Raw genomic sequence first — 18,818 nt, forward strand, 5'->3', positions numbered from 1 at the left:
GCGGCGGGTGCTCAGCCGCCCTGCTCTGCTGCCAGCTTCGCATCGATGGCACGCGCCCGCGCCACCGCCGGGCGCGCATTGACGCGGTCGATATAGGCCTGCACCACCGGCGTCGCTTCGACCAGCTTGAACATGGTGGTCCAGGTCAGCGCGGTGCCCCACAGCACGTCGGCCGCGGTGAAGGTGTCGCCCAGCAGGTAGGGGCCTTTCTCCAGCTGGCCCAGCAGCGTGCTGATGGTGGTGTCGTAATCGCCGTAAGGACACATGGCGCGCGGCGTCTCCCGATGCTGCGAGCGGTCCACCAGCGCCGGCTCGAAGCAGGAACCGTAGAACGCCATCCAGCGCAGGTAAGGCCCGCGCAGCGGATCGGTCAGCGCGGGCGCCAGCCTGGCCTGCGGGAACAGGTCGGCCAGGAAGATGAACACGGCCGCCTGCTCCGTCACCAGCGCATCGCCATAGCGGATGGCCGGCACCTTGCCCATCGGATTGATGGCCAGGTAAGCCGGCTCGCGCTGCTCGCCGGCCTTCATATTGAGCGGGTGGAGACGATACGGCACGCCGAGTTCCTCAAGCAGGGTCAGCGCGCCGGTGGAACGCGTGTTGGGCGAATGGAACAGGGTCAGTTCAGGCTGGGACATGGCATTGGCTCCGAGGGAAACATCGTGCAACTCAGGGCGAGGGGGGGCGGCGAAACCATCGCGGATCAAGCGCTGGCGCCGTCGACTTTCTTAGGCTGGAGCTGCGCCAGGTCGACGCCATCGAGGCACCGCACGTTGATCGCGGCCACAGCCGAGCCGTCCGGCATGCTGCCCAGCGCGTAGGCCTCCACGCCGCAGGTTTCGCAGAAGCGGTGGTCGATCACATGCTTGTTGAACTTGTACGTGCGCGTGGCCTGCGCGCCTTCGGTCAGCGTGAATCTATCTGCCGATGTGAACGACCAGATGAAGCCGCGCTTGCTGCACAACGAGCAATTGCACTCGATGGCGCCGGCCAGGTCGACATCCACTGCGTAGCGCACGGCGCCGCAATGGCAGCCGCCGGTGTAGTGGGTTACGGTCATGGTGGTCTCCGATAGAATTTCGTTCATCTTGCGCATCCTGCACATCTTGCGCGTCTTGCATGTCTGCCGCAGTCCGTAGTTTTACACCGATACCCCCATGCCCCGATTGGAAAAACGCGACACGCACGCGCGCGTCACCGCTGCACCCAAAGGCATTGTCGACCCGCTCGGCACGCAGCATCGCATCCGCCTCGGCCGTTACCTGCCGTCGGCGGCGCTGGCGCCCTTTGTCGAACATTACTGGATCGTCGAATGGAACCTGGCGGGACACCCGCCGCAGGTGCAGCGCGTGCTGCCCTATCCGAACGCCAACCTGGTATTCGACCGCGGCCAGACAGCGCTCTTCGGCGTAGTGCGCGGCGTGTTCGACCGCACGCTGGAAGGCGCCGGCCACGTGCTCGGCGTGCGCTTTCGCGTAGGCGGCCTGCGCCCCTTGCTGGACGAGCCTGTCTGCGCGCTGACCGACACCACGCGTCCGGCGCGCGCGCTGCTGTCATGCGACGCTGGCCGGGCCGAATTGCTGGTGCTGGATGCCGGCGATGACGAAGCCATGGTGCGCGCCGCCGAAGCCCTGTTGGGCGGCGCCCTGCCGCCGCCCGACCCCGTCGTGGATCAACTGCAGGCCATCGTCGCGCATGCCGCCAGCGCCGAAGGCCCCGCCAGCGTGGAGTCGCTGGCGCAGCATGCCGGCATGGGCGTGCGCGCCTTGCAACGGCTGTTCCAGGACTACGTGGGCGTATCGCCCAAGTGGGTGCTGCGCCGCTACCGCCTGCAAGAGGCCGCATGGCGGCTCGCGCGCGGCGAGCCGGTCGGGCTGGCGCAGCTCGCCGCCGAGCTCGGCTACTTCGACCAGGCCCACCTGACGCGGGATTTCACCAGGCTGGTGGGCGTGTCCCCGGGCGACTACCAGCGCTCGCAGCAAGGGCCGGCCGGCGCGCGCTGAGCGGCAAGTCAGCCCGCGCTGCCGATCTGCGCGGCCAGGTAATCGATCAATGCCCGCACCTTGGGCGGCAGGAAGCGGTTGGGCGGGTAGAGCAGCCACACCGTCCCCACGTAGGCGCGTGCCTGCAATTCCCAGTCTGGCAACACCTGCACCAGTTCGCCGGCCTGCAAGGCAAGGGCCGCGGTGAACTCCGGCAGGCTGGCGATGCCAAGATCCTGCTGCGCCGCCTCCAGCCGCGCGCCGGCGTGGTTGGCGACATAGCGCCCGCTCACCGTCACGGTCTGCGTCTCGGTGTCGCGACGCAAGCGCCAGCGGTTGTCGTCGGCGGTCTCCCCCAGGTACAGGCAATCGTGCTGCGCGAGATCGCGCGGCTGTGCGGGTGTGCCGCGCGCGCGCAGGTAGGCGGGCGAGGCGCACAGCACCCAGCGCACCGCGCCCAGGCGGCGCCCGGCCAGGCCGGGCGGCGGGTGCTCGGTCAGCCTGATCACCAGGTCGAGGTCGTCGGCAAGAGGATCGGCCTCGTGATCGGTAAACAGCAACTGCAGGTCCACCTCCGGATACGCCTGCAGGAAAGCCGGTACCAGCGGATGGATCACCGTCTTGGCAAACGCGGTCGGCGCGCTGACGCTGACCCTGCCCTGCGGCCGGCCCACCACATGGCCGGCGGCGTCCATCGCCCCCGCCGCGGCGCTCACCACGTCGCGGCAATAGCGGTACACCTCGGCGCCCGATTCCGTCATGCGCACCTTGCGGGTCGAGCGCTCCAGCAAGCGCGTGGCCAGAGCCTCCTCCAGACGCTTGATCTGGCGGCTGACCGTGGACGGCGTGCTGCCAAGCTGGCGCGCGGCAACAGAAAAATTGCCCGCGTCGACCACGCGCGCGAACACCGCCATGTCGGGCAGCAAGGCAAAGAGATCAGCTTGGTTCATGAGGCGGCTCGCGGCAAGCAGGGGCGGATTAATGCGTTTGCGGCATAAAGGCTTTGCGTTTCGACCCGATTATCGCCGTGGATGCAAAGCGGCACAATGCAGGACCGAATGCACAAGGTCCGCCATGCCCGCGCCAAAAAACCTGTTACTGCTGTCCGACCTGATGCTGCTCGCGGTCGCCGTGGTCTGGGGCAGCAGCTACGGCATCGTCAAGAGCGCGCTGGTCTTCTACCCGGTACTCGGCCTGCTGACGCTACGCTTTGGCATCACCTTCGTGGTGCTCTCGCCCACGCTGGCCGGGCTGCGCCGCACCGACGCCGCCACCCTGCGCGGGGTGCTGGGCACCGGCGTGCTGCTGCTCGGCATCTTCCTGTGCGAAACCTTCGGCGTGCTGCTAACGCGCGCCTCCAACGCCGCCTTCCTGATCAGCCTGTGCGTGGTGCTGACACCGCTGGCAGAGTGGCTGCTGCTCAAGCGCCGTCCAAGCCGCATCGAATGGGCGGCGGTGGCGCTCTCCCTGCTAGGCGCGTGGCTGCTGGCGGGCCACGGCGAACTGGGCTTCAACCTTGGCGACGGGCTGATCCTCGCCGCCGCCGTACTGCGCGCGCTGATGGTCTGCGCGACCAAACGGCTGGTGCGGGGCCGGTCCATGCCGGCGCTGACGATGACGGCGGTGCAGTCCGGCGTGGTCGCCGTCGGCAGCGCGGCCGTGGCACTGGCGCTGGTGCCCGCGCAGTGGCAGCCCCTGCCGCCGTTCTCCGGCCACGCTGCGTTCTGGGGCTGCGTGCTGTGGCTGGTGGCCGCCTGCACGCTGTTCGCCTTCTTCGCCCAGAACTACGCCATCCGGCGCAGCAGCCCCACGCGGGTGGCGCTGCTGATGGGCAGCGAGCCCGCCTTCGGCGCGTTGTTCGCCAGCCTGTGGCTGGCAGAGAGCATCTCCGCCACGGCGTGGATCGGCGGGGGGCTGATCGTGGCGGCATCGTTGCTGGCCACGGTGCGCTGGGGCAAGCCCGCAGCCCCCGAGATACCGCAGGGCTCGCAGGCCTGATAACAGGATCCGTCGCAACCAGCGCGGTCATACAATCCGTGCATGCCCATTTGGACAGGCGAGAGGATTCCCTATGACGATGACCGACGTGTACGGCCTGCGCGAGCCGGCCCGGGCCGAAATCGACGCCATCAACGGCCCGGCCGTGATCGAGTTCGGCGCGCCCTGGTGCGGCTACTGCATGCGGGCGCAGCCCCACCTGGCCAGCGCCATGGCCAGCCATCCGCAGGTCGCCCACATCAAGGTCGAGGACGGCAGCGGCAAGCCGCTCGGCCGCTCGTTCCGGGTCAAGCTATGGCCCACGCTGGTGTTCATGCGCGACGGCGTGGAGGTGGCGCGGCTGGTGCGGCCGAGCGAGACGCGGGCGATCGAGGAGGCGTTGAGGCGGATTGCGGGCTGATGCTGGCCCACGATTGAAGATGAAGCTCCACCGCTAACACCGCTAAAACTGACCAACAATGCGCATGCCACGCTCATCTTTCACGGCATAAATCTTCTCTTTTTCGAATGAGAATATGAAATAGGCATCATATTTCTCGTTCAACCTAGCCAAGAATTCATGCATGTCAGCGCTACACTCGTCATAGTTGCTCATGACGTAATAGAAGTTCGCCCTGACTCCAATCTTCCATGTCGCGGCAAAATCAGCTCCCTCCGTTCTTGGAGCCATCTCGTTGGGATCAGACACCCATTTCGCAACCGCAAAAATATTCGAGCGCGGAAAATTTCCACGAACACCATCCGTGTCTTCCTGAGAGATTTCGAACCGCATCTCGCGAAGTAGGTCGAGTACTTCGTCCTTGCTGATTCGATCATCAATCTCAAGATCAAGAGAGAAAGACACCTTAGCCTCCCAATGAAACAACCCGACCATCCTTGATCAGGATAACTGAATTGGCTGCGCCTACAGGATTTCGCTGCAGGTATTGCGTCACCTCTGAGATCGACAACGGCGAATCTGCAAGATTGATGACAACATTTGGGGCCTGCTCCGCGGTCTTCTCCACCACCTTGTCCCGGATAGACTGCAGATTTCCAGATGTTGGAGAATAGACATCCGCAATTTGACCATTGACTTTCAAATCTGGGTTTTTCCTACCCTTCCCGACATTCGGTAGATTCTCCACTGCAAGACCATGATCAGCCAGTATCCTTGCTGCTTCATTCTGTCGATCAATGGAGCGAATCATTTCATCATTGGCATTCTTCGGCGGCATTTCCGGTGGCCCCGAAAGGCTGCCTTGTTTGGGCTTCAGCTCTCGCTCTGCCAGTAAGAATCGCGTCTCGTCAGCCGCAGTGTCGGCCCCCTTGTACTGACCTAAATTCGGACCGCGTTGGCTGTTCGCAGCACTTGCATCCGCCGCCGTGCCTTTGCCGAGCACGGTCGCCGCCTGCTTTGCCAGCGCCGCGTCCGCCACAATCCCCGCCGTGCCGCCTGCCAGACCATACAGCAACTCCGCGGCATGAGGCGAGATGCCGAACACCTGCTGCAACACGATGCCACCCACGGTCGCTTGCGGCTGACCGCTGATCATCGTGCCCACGCCCGCCTTTGCCTGATCCAGCCCCCAGAAACTCAGCGCTACGCCACCAGCTGCAACCAGACAGCTTGCGCCGGCAGTCGGACCACACGCTGCGGCACCTCCGGCCGTAATGGATCCCCCAGCCATGGCCGTCGCTGCGCCGCCCACCGCCTGCACGCCGCCAAGGGCTCGCGTGCTGAGTTGATAGGTGTTGTCGACGCGCGTCGCAGCATCCCCCGCCTTGTCGCTCCAGTCATAGGTGAACAGCAGCTGAATAGGGATTCTGGGCACCACACCCGCCTTGGTCTGGAAACCTGCCTGAGCGGCCAACAAGGTCCGCTCGTCCTTCAAGGCATCGCTTGATCCGATATCCGACAGGTTCTTGTAGAACTTGTATGCCTCGCTGCCCTCCGGATACTCTCGCTCGCAGTGGATCAGGGAGCACGCCGCCGCCGTCAGGCGCGCCTCCTTCTTCGGGTCACCCTGAGAGAGTTGGTGGATGCGCTTGACCTCGGCTGCTGTCGCGAGCCGGTTGTTCTCGGTTTCGATCCGCGCGGCATTGGCGGCTATCGCCGCATTCCCGCCGGCTGCGGCAGTGATACCCGCAACCAGGGTGCTCACCAGATTCGAACGAGCCTCCTTCTCCTCCGGCGTAAGGCTGCCCTTATTGATCTAAGGGCAATGCTCCCGTCGACGGCTTTTTCGCCTCGAGACGAGGCCTCTTCATCCCTCAGGTTCGTGCTGCCCTTCCGGAAGGCGTCGTGTAGCCATCGCTCTACCTGTCCGGAGTCCCACCGGCGAAGGCGCCCCAATTGATGTGCGGCGGCACAAGGTCTCGCGCGATAAGATCCTCCAGCGTTCGAAGACTGATGCCGAGCCTGTCAGCCAATTGCTTTGCGCTAATGAGCTGTGCCATTGGTCGGCCCCCATAATTTCAGTGCAAGTTCGTGCAGTTGAGCGACCTCCGCACCCATTGGCAAAATAATCAATTTTTTAATTCTAACTGCACTACCCCTCACATTAAACGTGAGGCGCATAATAACTTTTGCCAGATAATAACGACTTACGATAATCAGTCGAAAGTCGATAATTTAATCTATTGTAAGTCGACACAGCTGGAATCGTTTGGGGTCGACCCGCCTGATCCTTTGGTAACTATGGTGAACCATGAGAGACATTGACCAAATCTTGGCGATGGACACGCTTGACGCGTTGCCGCCCAAAGACGGATTGCAAGCGATTGCGCAGCTTGTCGATCACGCACTCGACCACGGAGACATCGCGCTGAACTATCGGGCACTGGCCTGGTGCGAGCAGATCGAGTCGCGACTGGCCTCCGAGAAGCAACGTGTCCTTCTCGACTACTTCCGAGCCAATGCGTGGGCAAACCGGCAGAGTGCACATCAATCGAACCGTGCGGCAGCGTGGGCATGGGATCAGGAAGAGTTGCAGCAGCAGGTGTTCTTCCTTCGCCGAGCCCGTAACAGCCCAGCGTTCGAGGAGATCCACGTAGTTCGAAGGTGCCAGATTCTCACGAACCTAGCGAACCAACTTGACACCGCGGGCCGCTTCATTGAATCGAGGGCGCTGTGGAGCGAAGCGCTCCAAGAGCAGCCCACGTTCTGGATGGCACGTGGCAATCGGGGCCGGGGGCTTATGCACTACGCCCATGCTCTCTACGACCCTGGGCACGCGGCGGTATTTGCTCTCGCGGCGCACAAAGACCTGGCAGACGCGATCCAACACATCGATGAACATCCGGAGTTTGGGGACCCAGGACTGCGCGCCTACTTCGCGGACGCCGCTAGTGCCATTGGACGTCATTTTGACCTGCCGAAGATCGCAGCCGACTATCGACCCGAGCAGTTCACTCTGCCGGAAGGCGGAGAGGAGCGTGCGTATCGTAGATGGTGCTTGCAAGAGACTCTGTTTTTGAATCCACTGAACGATCTCGGACCTCAGCCGATCGCCGCCAGAGATGTGCTTACGCTCCCAGATTTCGTCACCTCGCTTGGCGAGCCTCCAGTCCTCGTTGGCTTTTTCAACCAACTCAAGCAAGAATTTGTTTCGGCGCGATGGCTTTACTTTGATGGCATCAACGCCAATGCGCTCCATCTGTCCGACCGCGAGGTGCTGCTATACAACACGCTTGACTATCCGGCTCTTGGCCTCGACGTCGAGAAGGTAAAGATAGCCTTCCGAATGAGTTACTCCCTGCTGGACAAGATCGCATACTTCCTGAATCGCTACCTGAAGCTTGGCATTCCTGAAAAGAGGATCAGCTTCCGGCACGTTTGGCGTGAGAAGGAAAATGGGCCTGTGCGACCAGAGTTCTTATCCTCCGAGAACTGGCCGTTTCGAGGACTCTATTGGCTGAGCAAGGATCTATTTGAGAAGGGCTTCAAGAACATGACCGAGCCTGATGCACGGGAGCTTCACGAACTGCGCAATCACTTGGAACATAAGTACGTCAAAGTCCACGCGATGATGACACCTTCACCACCCCCAGAGGGCTCTGCAACAGATCTGTTCTTCGACAGCTTCGCTCACTCAGTGTCTCGCGACGACCTCGAGCGCAGGACCTTGCGGATCCTCAAGCTCGCGCGATCAGCGTTGATCTACCTCTCGCTCGGCATGCACAAGGAGGAAGGCCGTCGCCGCACGAGCTCCGACCCGGATTCCATCCTGGCCCCGATGCCTCTAACCGAAATAGACGATGAATGGAAGCGCCGGTGGTGACAGTACGGGCGGTAGCCAACGTTGCACCGCAAGCGGACACGAGCCCCTTGTCATTATGTTCATTACGGCAGTAACTCGTTATGGGCTTGGGGTCAGAAGCGTGGCGATGGCGGTGAAGTCCTCAATCAGTCCATCATAGACACTATCGACAGCTCGTCCCCAGCCTGCGGCCTGCGCGGCCGGTACAATGCCGAAAGCCTCTAGGTCACCGGCGAGTGAGTTGGAAAATCCAGCGCCGGTTCGATGGGCGGCCTTCTGTCGCAGCTGATTCACTGCAAACAAGCGGCGCAGGCTGGGAATGCGTAGCTCCTTGTCCCACGCTGCCACTGTTTGCGCTGAGTCGTCTGGCCACCGATAGCCCGCGCTCTTGCCGGCCGTCGCCAGTTGACATAGGCTCGCCAGCAACTTCATGCTTCTGAGATTCGCCAGATGCTGTTTGTCGATCCCCAGTCGAAGAAGGGTGTTCCGAAGCGGTGCCTGTTGCAACGATTCCCAGAAGATGACGACGTCGACAGCGCGATCCAGGAATCCATCTCGTGTGATCCCCAGAGGCACCACATTGGCGAGTGATGAGAGCCCGTCAATAGCCCACCAGCCGCGGTACTCCACGTCCTGCGAACGGTATCCGCCAATTTCGCTCTGGTCGAAGCTCAACCCCAGGCGTTCGATGACCTGAGCAAGAGCACTGGTCATCGCGAGATAGGCGCGCACGAGCTCTTGCGCCCGGATCCCGATGTGCCGGTCACCGTTCGTAGCTCGATCGGCGTCTGCCGCCGCCCGCGGTACCGCAAATCTATGCCAGTGCTCAATGACTGCGTTTCTTGATCCTTCGTACAGCTTCTTGATCTCGACGGCTATGTGATCACGTCCGACACGGTGGCAATAGCTAACTGACCACTGGTTGCGATAAGACACACCGCCCGACAAAGGATAGATCTCGAATTCAGAACGCCCCTCGTACTCCTGAAGAACCTTGTCACTCACATAGGCCATCAAGTGCTCGTGGCCTGCGCGCTCCATGGTCATGGTTCCGGGATGGCCAGGCCATACGAGGTCCGGGTCGCCCACCGCAATGACTCTGGGCTCGCCCCGCGGAAGCACCATCCGCCGCCCCCAAACCTGAGCGAACTGGCGGCCTCGGTCGTTACCGCGGTGATGGTGAGTCTGGAGATTGAGCAGCCGCCCCGGTAGATTGAAGTCCACATTGTCGTGAACTCCGATGACACGATCGAAGACCACGTCGTCCTCCGACCACCGTTGCTCATAGAAGAACGCGACCGCGGCGCAGTGCTTGATGCGGCAATACTCCAACAGATAGTCGCGACGGATCTCTACGTAAGCGCGTTGTCGGAGTTCCTTGGGCCGCTGGTGATCGGAGATCGTCGAGGCGCGCACGACATCATAAACGGGACCGTGAGGGTCATCCCAGGACACCTCGGATTCGCCAGTCTGGCGCGGCACGAGCCCAAACACCATTAGCATGCTGTTGTCGGGAACGACCACATCCGTGTCGCTCCCGCGCCAGCTATTGACGACAGGTTCGAATCGGGTGCCTCTCTCGATGCCCTCGATCCAAAAGCCGCTCCTATGCGGGGCATCGTTATCATCGACGATCGGCAATGGCCCTTGTGCTCGCACTTCATAGCCCGTTGCGGCCGTCGACTGAAGCACCTGTTCGACTAGCGCGTGGGGTACGAGTGCGACGCTGGCTGTCCTGTACCCCACGAACCCGGCCACAGGCGCCTCGGAGATTTCGGCAATCGTCACGTAGTCGGATCCGGCGTTGTCATAGGGAAGCGCCAAGTGAGCCAGTGACGCGGGCCAATACGTGGTTGGGTCATCAACCCCGGCAAGTGTCGCGAGAGGCGGCGCCTCAGCTTCCTCGCGGAGGATGGTTTTGGGCGCCACCGGGGATTGTGGCATCGGCCCCGGACCTGACAGAGAAGCAAAGAGGCGCGAACACCAATGTCTCAAAGATTGCATAAGATCAAGGTAGTGACGGATTGATTAGCTACCTACAGTCAACGGTTGCTGGGAGCCATCTCGGAAATCCCTTGGCTTGTTTCCGTAGCTTGCGGGCACTCGCTCAAGGTATTTCTTCAAGACCCAACCCGTTCGATACTCTTCGTGCAGCCAGTGGTAGTACTCGACCTCAACCCACTTGCCTTGTCGGTCGATAGCTCGCACCACTTCGCTCGGTAGGAGCCGTCCCTCCACAGCAGCACCATGTGCCGGCTTCGAACGGACAGCTGCGGTTCGCTCACGTACGACGAATCGCTCTTCGGGCTCCGTGGCAGCTTGTACCAAAGCCTCCTCGATGAGGGTGTTTAAGCTTTGGATCTGCTGCAACTGCACTTGAAGCGCTGCGATCGTCTGGGCCTGGAACGCCTCGGTCTTCGATTGCTGCTGGGCGCTTGAATACTCCTGATAGGCGAAGATCAAGATCGTCAACAGCAGTCCAATGAGGGACGTGAGGTCTTGCTGCTTTCGACTGAGGATGCCCTTCTCTTGGCCTTGGATCCTTTCAGGGTTCAATGAACCATCAGACTCAATGCCAAGGTGCGAAAGCTGGTCCCGGATTCCATCTTGGCCCAGAAGCTTTGCAAGGACTGCAGCTGAGCCCCAGTCGATGGTGGGTAGAGCTACCTTGCCCAAATGCTCTTGAAGCTCTCGTAGGGCCCCCACCACTCCGAACACTTCGCTTGGAACAACCCACCTCTTGTTGATCTTCTCGAAGTCTTTGAGATAGCTGCGAATGCTGCTACCGACTTGAAGGTCTTCAACGATCTTCCTGGTCTGGGTCCTGACATCCTCCCTCTGCTGGGCCCAATGCTTGGCAGCAGAGCCAATGCCTGCGGCCTGATCCAAGATGTCCTTGAACTGATGACGGATCGAGTTGCCTTTAGCAAGCTCTTTGATGAGATCTTGAGTCGAAGAATCCAGCAGGAGGCTCTTTCTTAAATCCGCAATGGGTTCGAGCATCTTACGGATGCTCTCTTGCTGGGTCCTCTGCGACTCGTGCCATTGCCTGATGGCATGCATGGCAGCAGACCTCTCCCCAATAAGCTCTTTGTACTGCTGGCCGATGGTCAGAACGGCTGGCTGCAAAACCTTCAAGTCCCTCGCAATCTGAGCAACTGCAGAGCCAACCTGTGTGAACTCCCTGACTTGCTGGGCAATGCTGTTGCTTTGCGCCAAAGTCTGGCGCCAGGACGCACGTTCTACTTCGATCCTTGCCACTTTACTCGCAAGGGTGGTGCTCGCTGCCATGGATGCTTTGAGTTTTTCTAAGTCAAGACTCACGGTCTAGCCCCCACTTTGTGTGGCGGTGAAGGGCCTTAGAACGAAACAGGCGACGCTCGTTGCGTCGCCTGTTTTAGGCTTTCAAGCTTTGACTTCAGGAAGTTTCAACCTCTGGCTTGAAACCTTCAAGCTTTCGGAGAGCTAACACCAACCCTGCTCAATCCCAGGACAACGCCCCGCCGGTCTGATACTCGATGACACGCGTCTCGAAGAAGTTACGTTCCTTCTTCAGGTCGATCATCTCGCTCATCCACGGGAACGGGTTTTCCTCGTTCGGGAACAGCTGCTCCAGGCCGATCTGCTGGCAGCGGCGGTTGCAGATGAAGCGCAGGTAGCCCTTGAACATCGGTGCGTTCAGGCCCAGCACGCCGCGCGGCATGGTGTCCTCGGCGTAGCGGTATTCGAGGTCCACGGCCTTCTTGAACAGCGCGGTGATCTCTTCCTTGAACTCGGCGGTCCACAGGTGCGGGTTCTCGAGCTTGATCTGGTTGATCAGGTCGATGCCGAAATTGCAGTGCAGGGACTCGTCGCGCAGGATGTACTGGTACTGCTCGGCGGCGCCGGTCATCTTGTTCTGGCGGCCCATGGCCAGGATCTGCGTGAAGCCCACGTAGAAGAACAGGCCTTCCATGATGCAGGCGAACACGATCAGCGACTTGAGCAGCTTCTGGTCGTTCTCCGGCGTGCCGGTCTTGAAGGCCGGGTCGGTCAGCGTGTCGATGAACGGGATCAGGAACTCATCCTTGTCGCGGATCGACTGCACTTCGTGGTACGCATTGAAGATCTCGGCTTCATTGAGGCCGAGCGACTCCACGATGTACTGGTAGGCGTGCGTGTGGATCGCTTCTTCGAAGGCCTGGCGCAGCAGGTACTGGCGGCATTCCGGCGCGGTGATCTGGCGGTAGGTGCCCAGCACGATGTTGTTGGCGGCCAGCGAGTCGGCGGTCACGAAGAAGCCGAGGTTGCGCTTGATCACGCGGCGCTCGTCTTCGGTCAGGCCGTTCGGGTCCTTCCACAGCGCGATGTCGCGCGACATGTTGATTTCCTGCGGCATCCAGTGGTTGGCGCAGCCGGCCAGGTATTTTTCCCAGGCCCACTTGTACTTGAACGGCACCAGCTGGTTGACGTCGGTCGAGCCATTGATGACGCGCTTGTCGGCGGCGTTCACGCGGCGGTCCGTCGGTGCGTCGGACGCCGGCAGGTTGCCGAGGATACCCGTGCCTGCCGGCTGCGTGGCGGCCGGCGGCAGCACGCCGTGCTGGTCGACAGAGCGTGCGGCAGCAGGCGTGGCGGTGGGATTCGGCGCGGGCTGCGGGGCAGCCTGCGGGGTGGCTTGAACGTCGTCGTCCCAGCTCAGCATGGTGTGGTTCTCCGTGGAATGCTTTGGTTTGCCGCCGTCCTCGCCGCGCGAGCGGCGCGGCGAGGATCAGGGCAGGTAATGACTGACTGGCAGGCGGCTTACTGGCAGGCTTCGCACTCGTCGAAACCGGCGTCGCCCGGGCGCATCGTGCAGACCGCGCCTTCGGCTTCCGGCATGGCCGGTGCGGAGGCGGCGGCCTGGTCGATGCCGGCGGCGCTGATGCCGCCGTCGCTACCCGACGACACGGCGTTGAGCGAGCCGCGCGACACGGTGGACTTCTCCACGTGGGTGGCTGCCATCGTGCGCAGGTAGTACGTGGTCTTCAGGCCGCGCAGCCAGGCCAGCTTGTAGGTGTCGTCCAGCTTCTTGCCCGAGGCGCCGGCCATGTAGATGTTCAGCGACTGGGCCTGGTCGATCCACTTCTGGCGGCGGCTGGCGGCTTCCACCAGCCAGCTCGGCTCGACTTCGAAGGCCGTCGCGTAGATGTCGCGCAGGTCTTGCGGAATGCGGTCGATGCGGGCCAGCTTGCCGTCGAAATACTTCAGGTCGGCGACCATCACTTCGTCCCACAGGCCGCGCGCCTTCAGGTCGCGCACCAGGTAGTCGTTGACCACCGTGAACTCGCCCGACAGGTTGGACTTGACGTACAGGTTCTGGAAGGTCGGTTCGATGCAGGCCGACACGCCGATGATGTTCGAGATCGTTGCCGTCGGCGCGATCGCGATGCAGTTCGAGTTGCGCATGCCGTGCTGCTTGATGCGCGCGCGCAGGCTGTCCCAGTCCATGGTCGAGGAATGATCCACTTCCAGGTAGCCGCCGCGTTCCTCGGCCAGCAGCTTGAGCGAGTCCTGCGGCAGGATGCCACGATCCCACAGCGAGCCTTCATAGGTGCTGTAGCGGCCGCGTTCTTCCGCCAGCTCGCTGGAGGCACGGTAGGCGTAGTAGCACACCGCTTCCATCGAGGTGTCGGCAAACTGCACCGCGGCGTCGCTGGCGTACGGCAGGCGCAGCATGTGCAGGCAGTCCTGGAAGCCCATGATGCCCATGCCGACCGGGCGATGGCGCAGGTTGGAGTTGCGTGCCTTCTCGACCGCGTAGTAGTTGATGTCGATCACGTTGTCGAGCATGCGCATCGCGGTGCGGATGGTCTTCTCGAGCTTGGCGTGATCGAGCACCTGGGTGCCGTCGGCCTGCTGCTTCAGGTGAGCGACCAGGTTCACCGAACCCAGGTTGCAAACGGCGATCTCGCTGTCGTTGGTGTTGAGCGTGATTTCCGTGCACAGGTTGGAGCTGTGCACCACGCCCACGTGCTGCTGCGGGCTGCGGATGTTGCACGGATCCTTGAAGGTGATCCAGGGATGGCCGGTCTCGAACAGCATGCCCAGCATCTTGCGCCACAGCTGCATGGCGGGGATCTTCTTGAACAGCTTGAGCTCGCCGCGGGCGGCCTTGGCTTCGTAGCCCAGGTAGGCTTCCTCGAATGCCTTGCCGACCAGGTCATGCAGGTCCGGGCAGGTGGCGGGCGAGAACAGGGTCCATTCGCCGGCTTCCATCACACGCTTCATGAACAGGTCGGGAATCCAGTTCGCCGTGTTCATGTCGTGGGTGCGGCGGCGATCGTCGCCGGTGTTCTTGCGCAGCTCGAGGAATTCCTCGATGTCCAGGTGCCAGGTTTCCAGGTAGGCGCAGACCGCGCCCTTGCGCTTGCCGCCCTGGTTGACCGCCACGGCGGTGTCGTTCACCACCTTCAGGAACGGCACCACGCCTTGCGACTTGCCGTTGGTGCCCTTGATGTGCGAGCCGAGGGCGCGCACATTGGTCCAGTCGTTGCCCAGGCCGCCGGCGAACTTGGACAGCAGCGCGTTTTCCTTCAGCGCCTCGTAGATGCCTTCCAGGTCGTCCGACACGGTGGTCAGGTAGCACGACGACAACTGCGAGCGGCGGGTGCCCGAGTTGAACAGGGTCGGCGTGGACGACATGAAGTCGAACGACGACAGCAGCTGGTAGAACTCGATGGCACGGGCTTCGCGGTCCTTCTCGCCCAGCGCCAGGCCCATCGCCACGCGCATGAAGAATGCCTGCGGCATTTCGATGCGGGTCTCGTCGATGTGCAGGAAGTAGCGGTCGTACAGGGTCTGCAGGCCCAGGTAGTTGAACTGGAAGTCGCGCTGGGCGTCCAGTGCCGCACCCAGGCGGACCAGGTCATAGGTGGCCAGCTTCTCGTCCAGCAGCTCGGCTTCGATGCCGCGCGCGATGAACTTGGGGAAGTAGTCGGCGTAGCGCGACACCATCTCGGTCTGGGTCACTTCGGCGCCCAGGATTTCCTTGCGGATGGTGTGCAGCAGGATACGCGCGGTGACCTGGCTGTAGGCCGGGTCCTTCTCGATCAGGGTACGCGCGGCCAGGATGGCGGAGTCGTAGACCTGGGTCATCGGCACGCCGTCGTACAGGTTCTTCAGCGTTTCCTTGAGGATCGGCTCGGCGCTGACGGCGTCGCCAAGGCCCGAGCAGGCGTTGTCGATCAGGCCATGCAGCGCGCCCAGGTCCAGCACGCGGGCCACGCCCGCATCGGTCACGTTGAACGTGGCGCCGCCTTCCTGCACGCGGGCCACCGCCTGGGCGTTTGCCTGGGCGCGTTCCTGGGTGCGCTTCTCGCGGTACAGCACGTAGGCACGGGCCACTTCATGCTCGCCCGAGCGCATCAGCGCAAGCTCAACGTGATCCTGCACGTCTTCGATATGGAAGGTGCCGCCGTTAGGGCGGCTGCGCAGCAGCGCGCGGACCACATTCTGGGTCACTTGCTCGACCACTTCGCGCACACGCGCCGAAGCGGCGCCCTGCCCGCCGTTGACGGCGAGGAAGGCCTTGGTCACCGCCACCGAGATCTTGCTCGGCTCGAACGCCACGACGGCGCCGTTACGTCGGATGATCTTGTAGTCCTGGTAGCTGCCAGCGGCGGCAGTAGCGGGGCTCGACTGCGCGTTCGCTGCCGCACCGGCGGCGCTTGCGCCGGTGGAGATTTCGTTCTGGGCTGTCTGCATGAGGAACTCCTGTTCTGACCCGTGTTTTATGAGTGACAAAGAGTCCCGGGCAAAATGCGCAAAAAGGCTCAGACACGCCGGCCGGTCTTACCCGGGAGGGCGCGCTGCTATTGCTGGATTCTGCTGGGACTCTTGTGATGCGCCGGCCCTTCGGCGGACCGCAGCCATTGCTGCGGCGGTAACTGCACACCTAGGCCGGCTCCCCGAAAGCACCACTAGATCTAGTGGTCGATGCGAAAAACTGGACTAAGTATAGTGAAACGGGGCGGATTCACCAGTCTTGACAAGCGCTTTTTTGGCGCGAATTCCAGTGCTGGCGCAGCATGCGGCGCTGCGCCATACCCGCTAGCCCAAGAGACGCAAGGGAATCCGCCCGGCGGTTCGTTACCGCACCATGACGCGAAATTTTTTTGATTGACCTGACCTCTTCGATAGGCGCGGACTTTATCAGGGTTTTCCCCAGATCACGGCTATCCCCCTAGACCTGGCTTGTTGCCCTTGCCTCAGGGCTGTTCTTTGCGGTAAGGCAGTTGCGCGGGCGCCACGCCGGCCGCGGCGGCAAAGCCCGCCCAGTCGAAATGTGGCCCCGGATCCGTCTTGCGCCCTGGCGCGATATCGCTGTGCCCCGCCACGGCCCGCACCGGATAGGTGCCTAGCAGGGCATGCACCAGCGCCGCGGTGGTGTGGTATTGGGCCAACGTGAACGGCTGGTCGTCGCTGCCTTCGACCTCAATGCCGATGGAGAAGTCGTTGCACCGGGGCCGGCCGAAGAACTCGGACTGGCCTGCGTGCCAGGCACGGTCCAGGCAAGACACGAACTGGACCAGCTCGCCCTCTCGCGTCACCAAGAAATGCGCCGACACCTGCACTTGATGGATTGTCTCGAAAAACGGATGGCGGGACGGGTCGAGACGGTTCAGGAAAAAGGCTTCGATATCGCCGCTGCCGAACTGTCCGGGTGGCAGGCTGATGTTGTGGATCACCACCAGGTCCACCGGCGTGTGCGCGGGCCGGGCGTCGAAATTAGGCGACGGCACGCGCCGCGCCGCGGGCACCCAGCCTGCCGGGTCGGGGACGAATGACGAGTTTGGCGCCAACCTGGCGGCCGGGTCGTGGTCAGGCATCGCGATCTCCATCCGCCGCCAGCAGCCCGTCGCGCATCGCTTCGCTGGTTTCGGCGGCACCGTCGGCCGGGTCGTCCCGGCCCTCGCGGATGCCAAGCTGCTGGATGCGGTAGCGCAGCTGGCGAAAGCTCAAGCCCAGCAGCGGCGCGGCGGCTGTCCGGTTGAAGCCGGTCTGCTGCAGCGCCTGCAGGATCAGGTCGCGCTCTAGCGCTTCGAGCCGGCCTGGCAGGTCGATCGGGAAGGTGGCACGGCAAGCGTCCGCGGGCGGCGCAAACAGATCGGGCTGCGCGCCGCGCCGGGATTCGGCCCGCGCATCGTACGCAAGCTCCTGCATGGTGTCGGGCCGCAAGCCGGACGATGCCGGCGCGGCGGCCGGCGCAGCCGTCGTAGCCAGGTAGGCGTGCGGCGCGGGCGGGCGTGGCATGGCCGTATGGCCCATGCCCGCATCCATCTGGCCCAGGTCGTCCACCTCGATGGTATTGCCCTCGGCGAAGGCATAGGCGCGCTCGAGCAGGTTCTCCAGCTCGCGCACATTGCCCGGGAACGGATAGTCGGACAGCCGCTGCAGCGCGGCCGCCGCCAGCCGCTTGGGATGGGGATCGCCATAGCGCACCGCCAGGTGCTCCAGGATGGCGCTGGCCAGCACCGGGATATCCTCGCGCCGCTCGCGCAGCGTGGGCATGCGCAGCGCCAGCACATTGAGGCGGTAGAACAGGTCCTGGCGGAACTGGCCGGAGGCGACCATCGCGGAAAGATCCTTGTGGCTGGCACACAGCACCCGCACGTCCACGCTCTCCTCGCGGCTCGCGCCGATCTTGCGCACGCGCCGCTCCTGCAGCACGCGCAGCAGCTTGACCTGCATCGCCAGCGGCAGGTCCGCCACCTCGTCGAGCAGCAGCGTGCCGCCGTTCGCTGCCTGGAAAAAGCCGCCGCGCTCGGCGTCGGCCCCGGTGAAGGCGCCTTTCACATGGCCAAAGAACTCCGATTCCATCAGGGTCTCGGGGATGGCGCCGCAATTGACCGCGATAAAGGGATGCGCTGCGCGCGCGCTGACCGCGTGGATGGCGCGCGCCGCGCGCTCCTTGCCACTGCCGGACTCGCCGCTGATGACGATCGGCGCCATGCTGCGCGCCAGCCGCGAGAGCGAGCGGCGCACCTCATGCATGGCAGGGGAATGGCCGGGCAGCAGGTTGACGGCGCGGTCCACGGTTTCGTGCGCCCCGCTGCCGCCGTCACCGCCCTCGGCACCCTCGGCGCCGTCACGCTGCTGGCGCCCCAGCGCATTCAGGATCAGGCTGCGCAGCTGGTCCAGCGAGACCGGCTTGGCGATGTAGTCGAAGGCGCCCGCCTTGAGCGCCTCCACGGCATTGTCGGCGCTGCCGTAGGCGGTGATCACGGCCACCGGCACCCGCTCCGGCGCGCTCGAGAGCTGGCGCACGATATCGATGCCAAGCCCGTCGCCCAGCCGCATGTCGGTCAGTACCAGGCTATAGCGGCGCGCGGCGAGCTGCTGGCGCGCCTCGGCCAGCGAGCCGGCCAGCACCACATCGTGGCCCATGCGGCGGATCGAGATATCGAGCAGTTCTCGCAGGTCGGCCTCGTCGTCGATGACGAGAATCGGATCGGGGCCTGGCGTCTTGAGGGGCATGGGTCTGCGTCTGGCGATCTGGCGAAGTGACGAAATGGCGAAGTGGCGAAATGGGGCCGGGACGGCTACCGAACGCGGTGCTGATCGGGTGGCCGGGCAC

Annotated in this window: 15 protein-coding genes; 4 read left to right on the forward strand and 11 right to left on the reverse strand. The window is 63.0% G+C overall.

What is annotated here, in order from left to right:
* Positions 1-11 precede the first annotated feature (11 nt).
* Together ACX12D_RS16895 and ACX12D_RS16900 are read right to left on the reverse strand one after the other, a co-directional pair.
* On the reverse strand, positions 12-638 hold the full coding sequence (locus ACX12D_RS16895) for a glutathione S-transferase family protein (protein ID WP_459372017.1): 627 nt from the start codon (positions 636-638) through the stop codon (positions 12-14).
* A gap of 65 nt (positions 639-703) precedes the next feature.
* Positions 704-1,087, reverse strand: coding sequence for a GFA family protein (locus ACX12D_RS16900; RefSeq protein WP_459372019.1), 384 nt, complete (start codon positions 1,085-1,087; stop codon positions 704-706).
* Positions 1,088-1,157: 70 nt separating this feature from the next.
* On the opposite strand from ACX12D_RS16900, the gene ACX12D_RS16905 reads away from it, so the two are divergent.
* Positions 1,158-2,003, forward strand: coding sequence for a DUF6597 domain-containing transcriptional factor (locus ACX12D_RS16905; RefSeq protein ID WP_459372020.1), 846 nt, complete (start codon positions 1,158-1,160; stop codon positions 2,001-2,003).
* Between the two features lie 8 nt (positions 2,004-2,011).
* Here the strand turns inward: ACX12D_RS16905 and ACX12D_RS16910 are convergent, their stop codons facing one another.
* Positions 2,012-2,932 carry a LysR family transcriptional regulator gene (locus ACX12D_RS16910; RefSeq protein WP_459372022.1) on the reverse strand — a complete coding sequence of 307 codons (921 nt, stop codon included), beginning with the start codon at positions 2,930-2,932 and terminating at the stop codon, positions 2,012-2,014.
* A 124-nt stretch (positions 2,933-3,056) separates the two neighbouring features.
* Here ACX12D_RS16910 and ACX12D_RS16915 point away from each other — a divergent pair, with 124 nt between their 5' ends.
* Together ACX12D_RS16915 and ACX12D_RS16920 are read left to right on the forward strand one after the other, a co-directional pair.
* Positions 3,057-3,980 carry a DMT family transporter gene (locus tag ACX12D_RS16915; RefSeq protein WP_459372023.1) on the forward strand — a complete coding sequence of 308 codons (924 nt, stop codon included), beginning with the start codon at positions 3,057-3,059 and terminating at the stop codon, positions 3,978-3,980.
* Positions 3,981-4,053: 73 nt separating this feature from the next.
* Positions 4,054-4,380 (forward strand): thioredoxin family protein, encoded by a 327-nt coding sequence (locus tag ACX12D_RS16920; RefSeq protein WP_459372024.1) that lies wholly within the window; start codon positions 4,054-4,056, stop codon positions 4,378-4,380.
* Between the two features lie 42 nt (positions 4,381-4,422).
* On the opposite strand, the gene ACX12D_RS16925 is transcribed toward ACX12D_RS16920, so the two are convergent.
* Complete coding sequence (locus ACX12D_RS16925; RefSeq protein ID WP_459372025.1) at positions 4,423-4,824, reverse strand: hypothetical protein; 402 nt, start codon at positions 4,822-4,824, stop codon at positions 4,423-4,425.
* A gap of 1 nt (position 4,825) precedes the next feature.
* A complete protein-coding gene (locus ACX12D_RS16930; protein ID WP_459372027.1) occupies positions 4,826-6,124 on the reverse strand; it encodes a CdiA C-terminal domain-containing protein in 1,299 nt (432 codons plus the stop codon).
* 546 nt (positions 6,125-6,670) lie between these two features.
* On the opposite strand from ACX12D_RS16930, the gene ACX12D_RS16935 reads away from it, so the two are divergent.
* The gene (locus ACX12D_RS16935) at positions 6,671-8,242 is read left to right on the forward strand and encodes an LA2681 family HEPN domain-containing protein (RefSeq protein ID WP_459372028.1); all 1,572 of its coding nucleotides are present in this window, start codon (positions 6,671-6,673) and stop codon (positions 8,240-8,242) included.
* Between the two features lie 78 nt (positions 8,243-8,320).
* Here ACX12D_RS16935 and ACX12D_RS16940 read toward each other — a convergent pair whose 3' ends face one another.
* From ACX12D_RS16940 to ACX12D_RS16965, 6 genes are all read right to left on the reverse strand, one after another.
* Entirely contained in the window at positions 8,321-10,165 is a 1,845-nt protein-coding gene (locus ACX12D_RS16940) for a hypothetical protein (RefSeq protein ID WP_459372029.1), read from the reverse strand.
* 84 nt (positions 10,166-10,249) lie between these two features.
* Positions 10,250-11,512, reverse strand: a complete 1,263-nt coding sequence (locus ACX12D_RS16945) for an SH3 domain-containing protein (RefSeq protein WP_459372030.1) — start codon at positions 11,510-11,512, stop codon at positions 10,250-10,252.
* 190 nt (positions 11,513-11,702) lie between these two features.
* Positions 11,703-12,905 (reverse strand): ribonucleotide-diphosphate reductase subunit beta, encoded by a 1,203-nt coding sequence (locus tag ACX12D_RS16950; protein WP_150986839.1) that lies wholly within the window; start codon positions 12,903-12,905, stop codon positions 11,703-11,705.
* Positions 12,906-13,003: 98 nt separating this feature from the next.
* Positions 13,004-15,946: a ribonucleoside-diphosphate reductase subunit alpha gene (locus ACX12D_RS16955; RefSeq protein WP_459372031.1), complete on the reverse strand. Its 2,943-nt coding sequence runs from the start codon at positions 15,944-15,946 to the stop codon at positions 13,004-13,006.
* A gap of 503 nt (positions 15,947-16,449) precedes the next feature.
* Positions 16,450-17,070: a 1,6-anhydro-N-acetylmuramyl-L-alanine amidase AmpD gene (gene ampD, locus ACX12D_RS16960; protein WP_459372032.1), complete on the reverse strand. Its 621-nt coding sequence runs from the start codon at positions 17,068-17,070 to the stop codon at positions 16,450-16,452.
* Positions 17,063-18,718: a sigma-54-dependent transcriptional regulator gene (locus ACX12D_RS16965; protein ID WP_459372033.1), complete on the reverse strand. Its 1,656-nt coding sequence runs from the start codon at positions 18,716-18,718 to the stop codon at positions 17,063-17,065. The genes ampD and ACX12D_RS16965 overlap by 8 nt, the downstream gene beginning before the upstream one ends.
* Between the last annotated feature and the right edge of the window lie 100 nt (positions 18,719-18,818).

The organism is Cupriavidus sp. PET2-C1 (assembly GCF_054515855.1).

Coding starts and splice junctions, on each gene's coding strand:
- ACX12D_RS16945 (WP_459372030.1), bottom strand. CDS start 11,512: ATGGCAGCGAGCACCACCCTTGCGAGTAAAGTGGCAAGGATCGAAGTA.
- ampD (WP_459372032.1), bottom strand. CDS start 17,070: ATGCCTGACCACGACCCGGCCGCCAGGTTGGCGCCAAACTCGTCATTC.
- ACX12D_RS16910 (WP_459372022.1), bottom strand. CDS start 2,932: ATGAACCAAGCTGATCTCTTTGCCTTGCTGCCCGACATGGCGGTGTTC.
- ACX12D_RS16940 (WP_459372029.1), bottom strand. CDS start 10,165: ATGCCACAATCCCCGGTGGCGCCCAAAACCATCCTCCGCGAGGAAGCT.
- ACX12D_RS16915 (WP_459372023.1), top strand. CDS start 3,057: ATGCCCGCGCCAAAAAACCTGTTACTGCTGTCCGACCTGATGCTGCTC.
- ACX12D_RS16935 (WP_459372028.1), top strand. CDS start 6,671: ATGAGAGACATTGACCAAATCTTGGCGATGGACACGCTTGACGCGTTG.
- ACX12D_RS16965 (WP_459372033.1), bottom strand. CDS start 18,718: ATGCCCCTCAAGACGCCAGGCCCCGATCCGATTCTCGTCATCGACGAC.
- ACX12D_RS16950 (WP_150986839.1), bottom strand. CDS start 12,905: ATGCTGAGCTGGGACGACGACGTTCAAGCCACCCCGCAGGCTGCCCCG.
- ACX12D_RS16895 (WP_459372017.1), bottom strand. CDS start 638: ATGTCCCAGCCTGAACTGACCCTGTTCCATTCGCCCAACACGCGTTCC.
- ACX12D_RS16955 (WP_459372031.1), bottom strand. CDS start 15,946: ATGCAGACAGCCCAGAACGAAATCTCCACCGGCGCAAGCGCCGCCGGT.
- ACX12D_RS16920 (WP_459372024.1), top strand. CDS start 4,054: ATGACGATGACCGACGTGTACGGCCTGCGCGAGCCGGCCCGGGCCGAA.
- ACX12D_RS16905 (WP_459372020.1), top strand. CDS start 1,158: ATGCCCCGATTGGAAAAACGCGACACGCACGCGCGCGTCACCGCTGCA.
- ACX12D_RS16900 (WP_459372019.1), bottom strand. CDS start 1,087: ATGAACGAAATTCTATCGGAGACCACCATGACCGTAACCCACTACACC.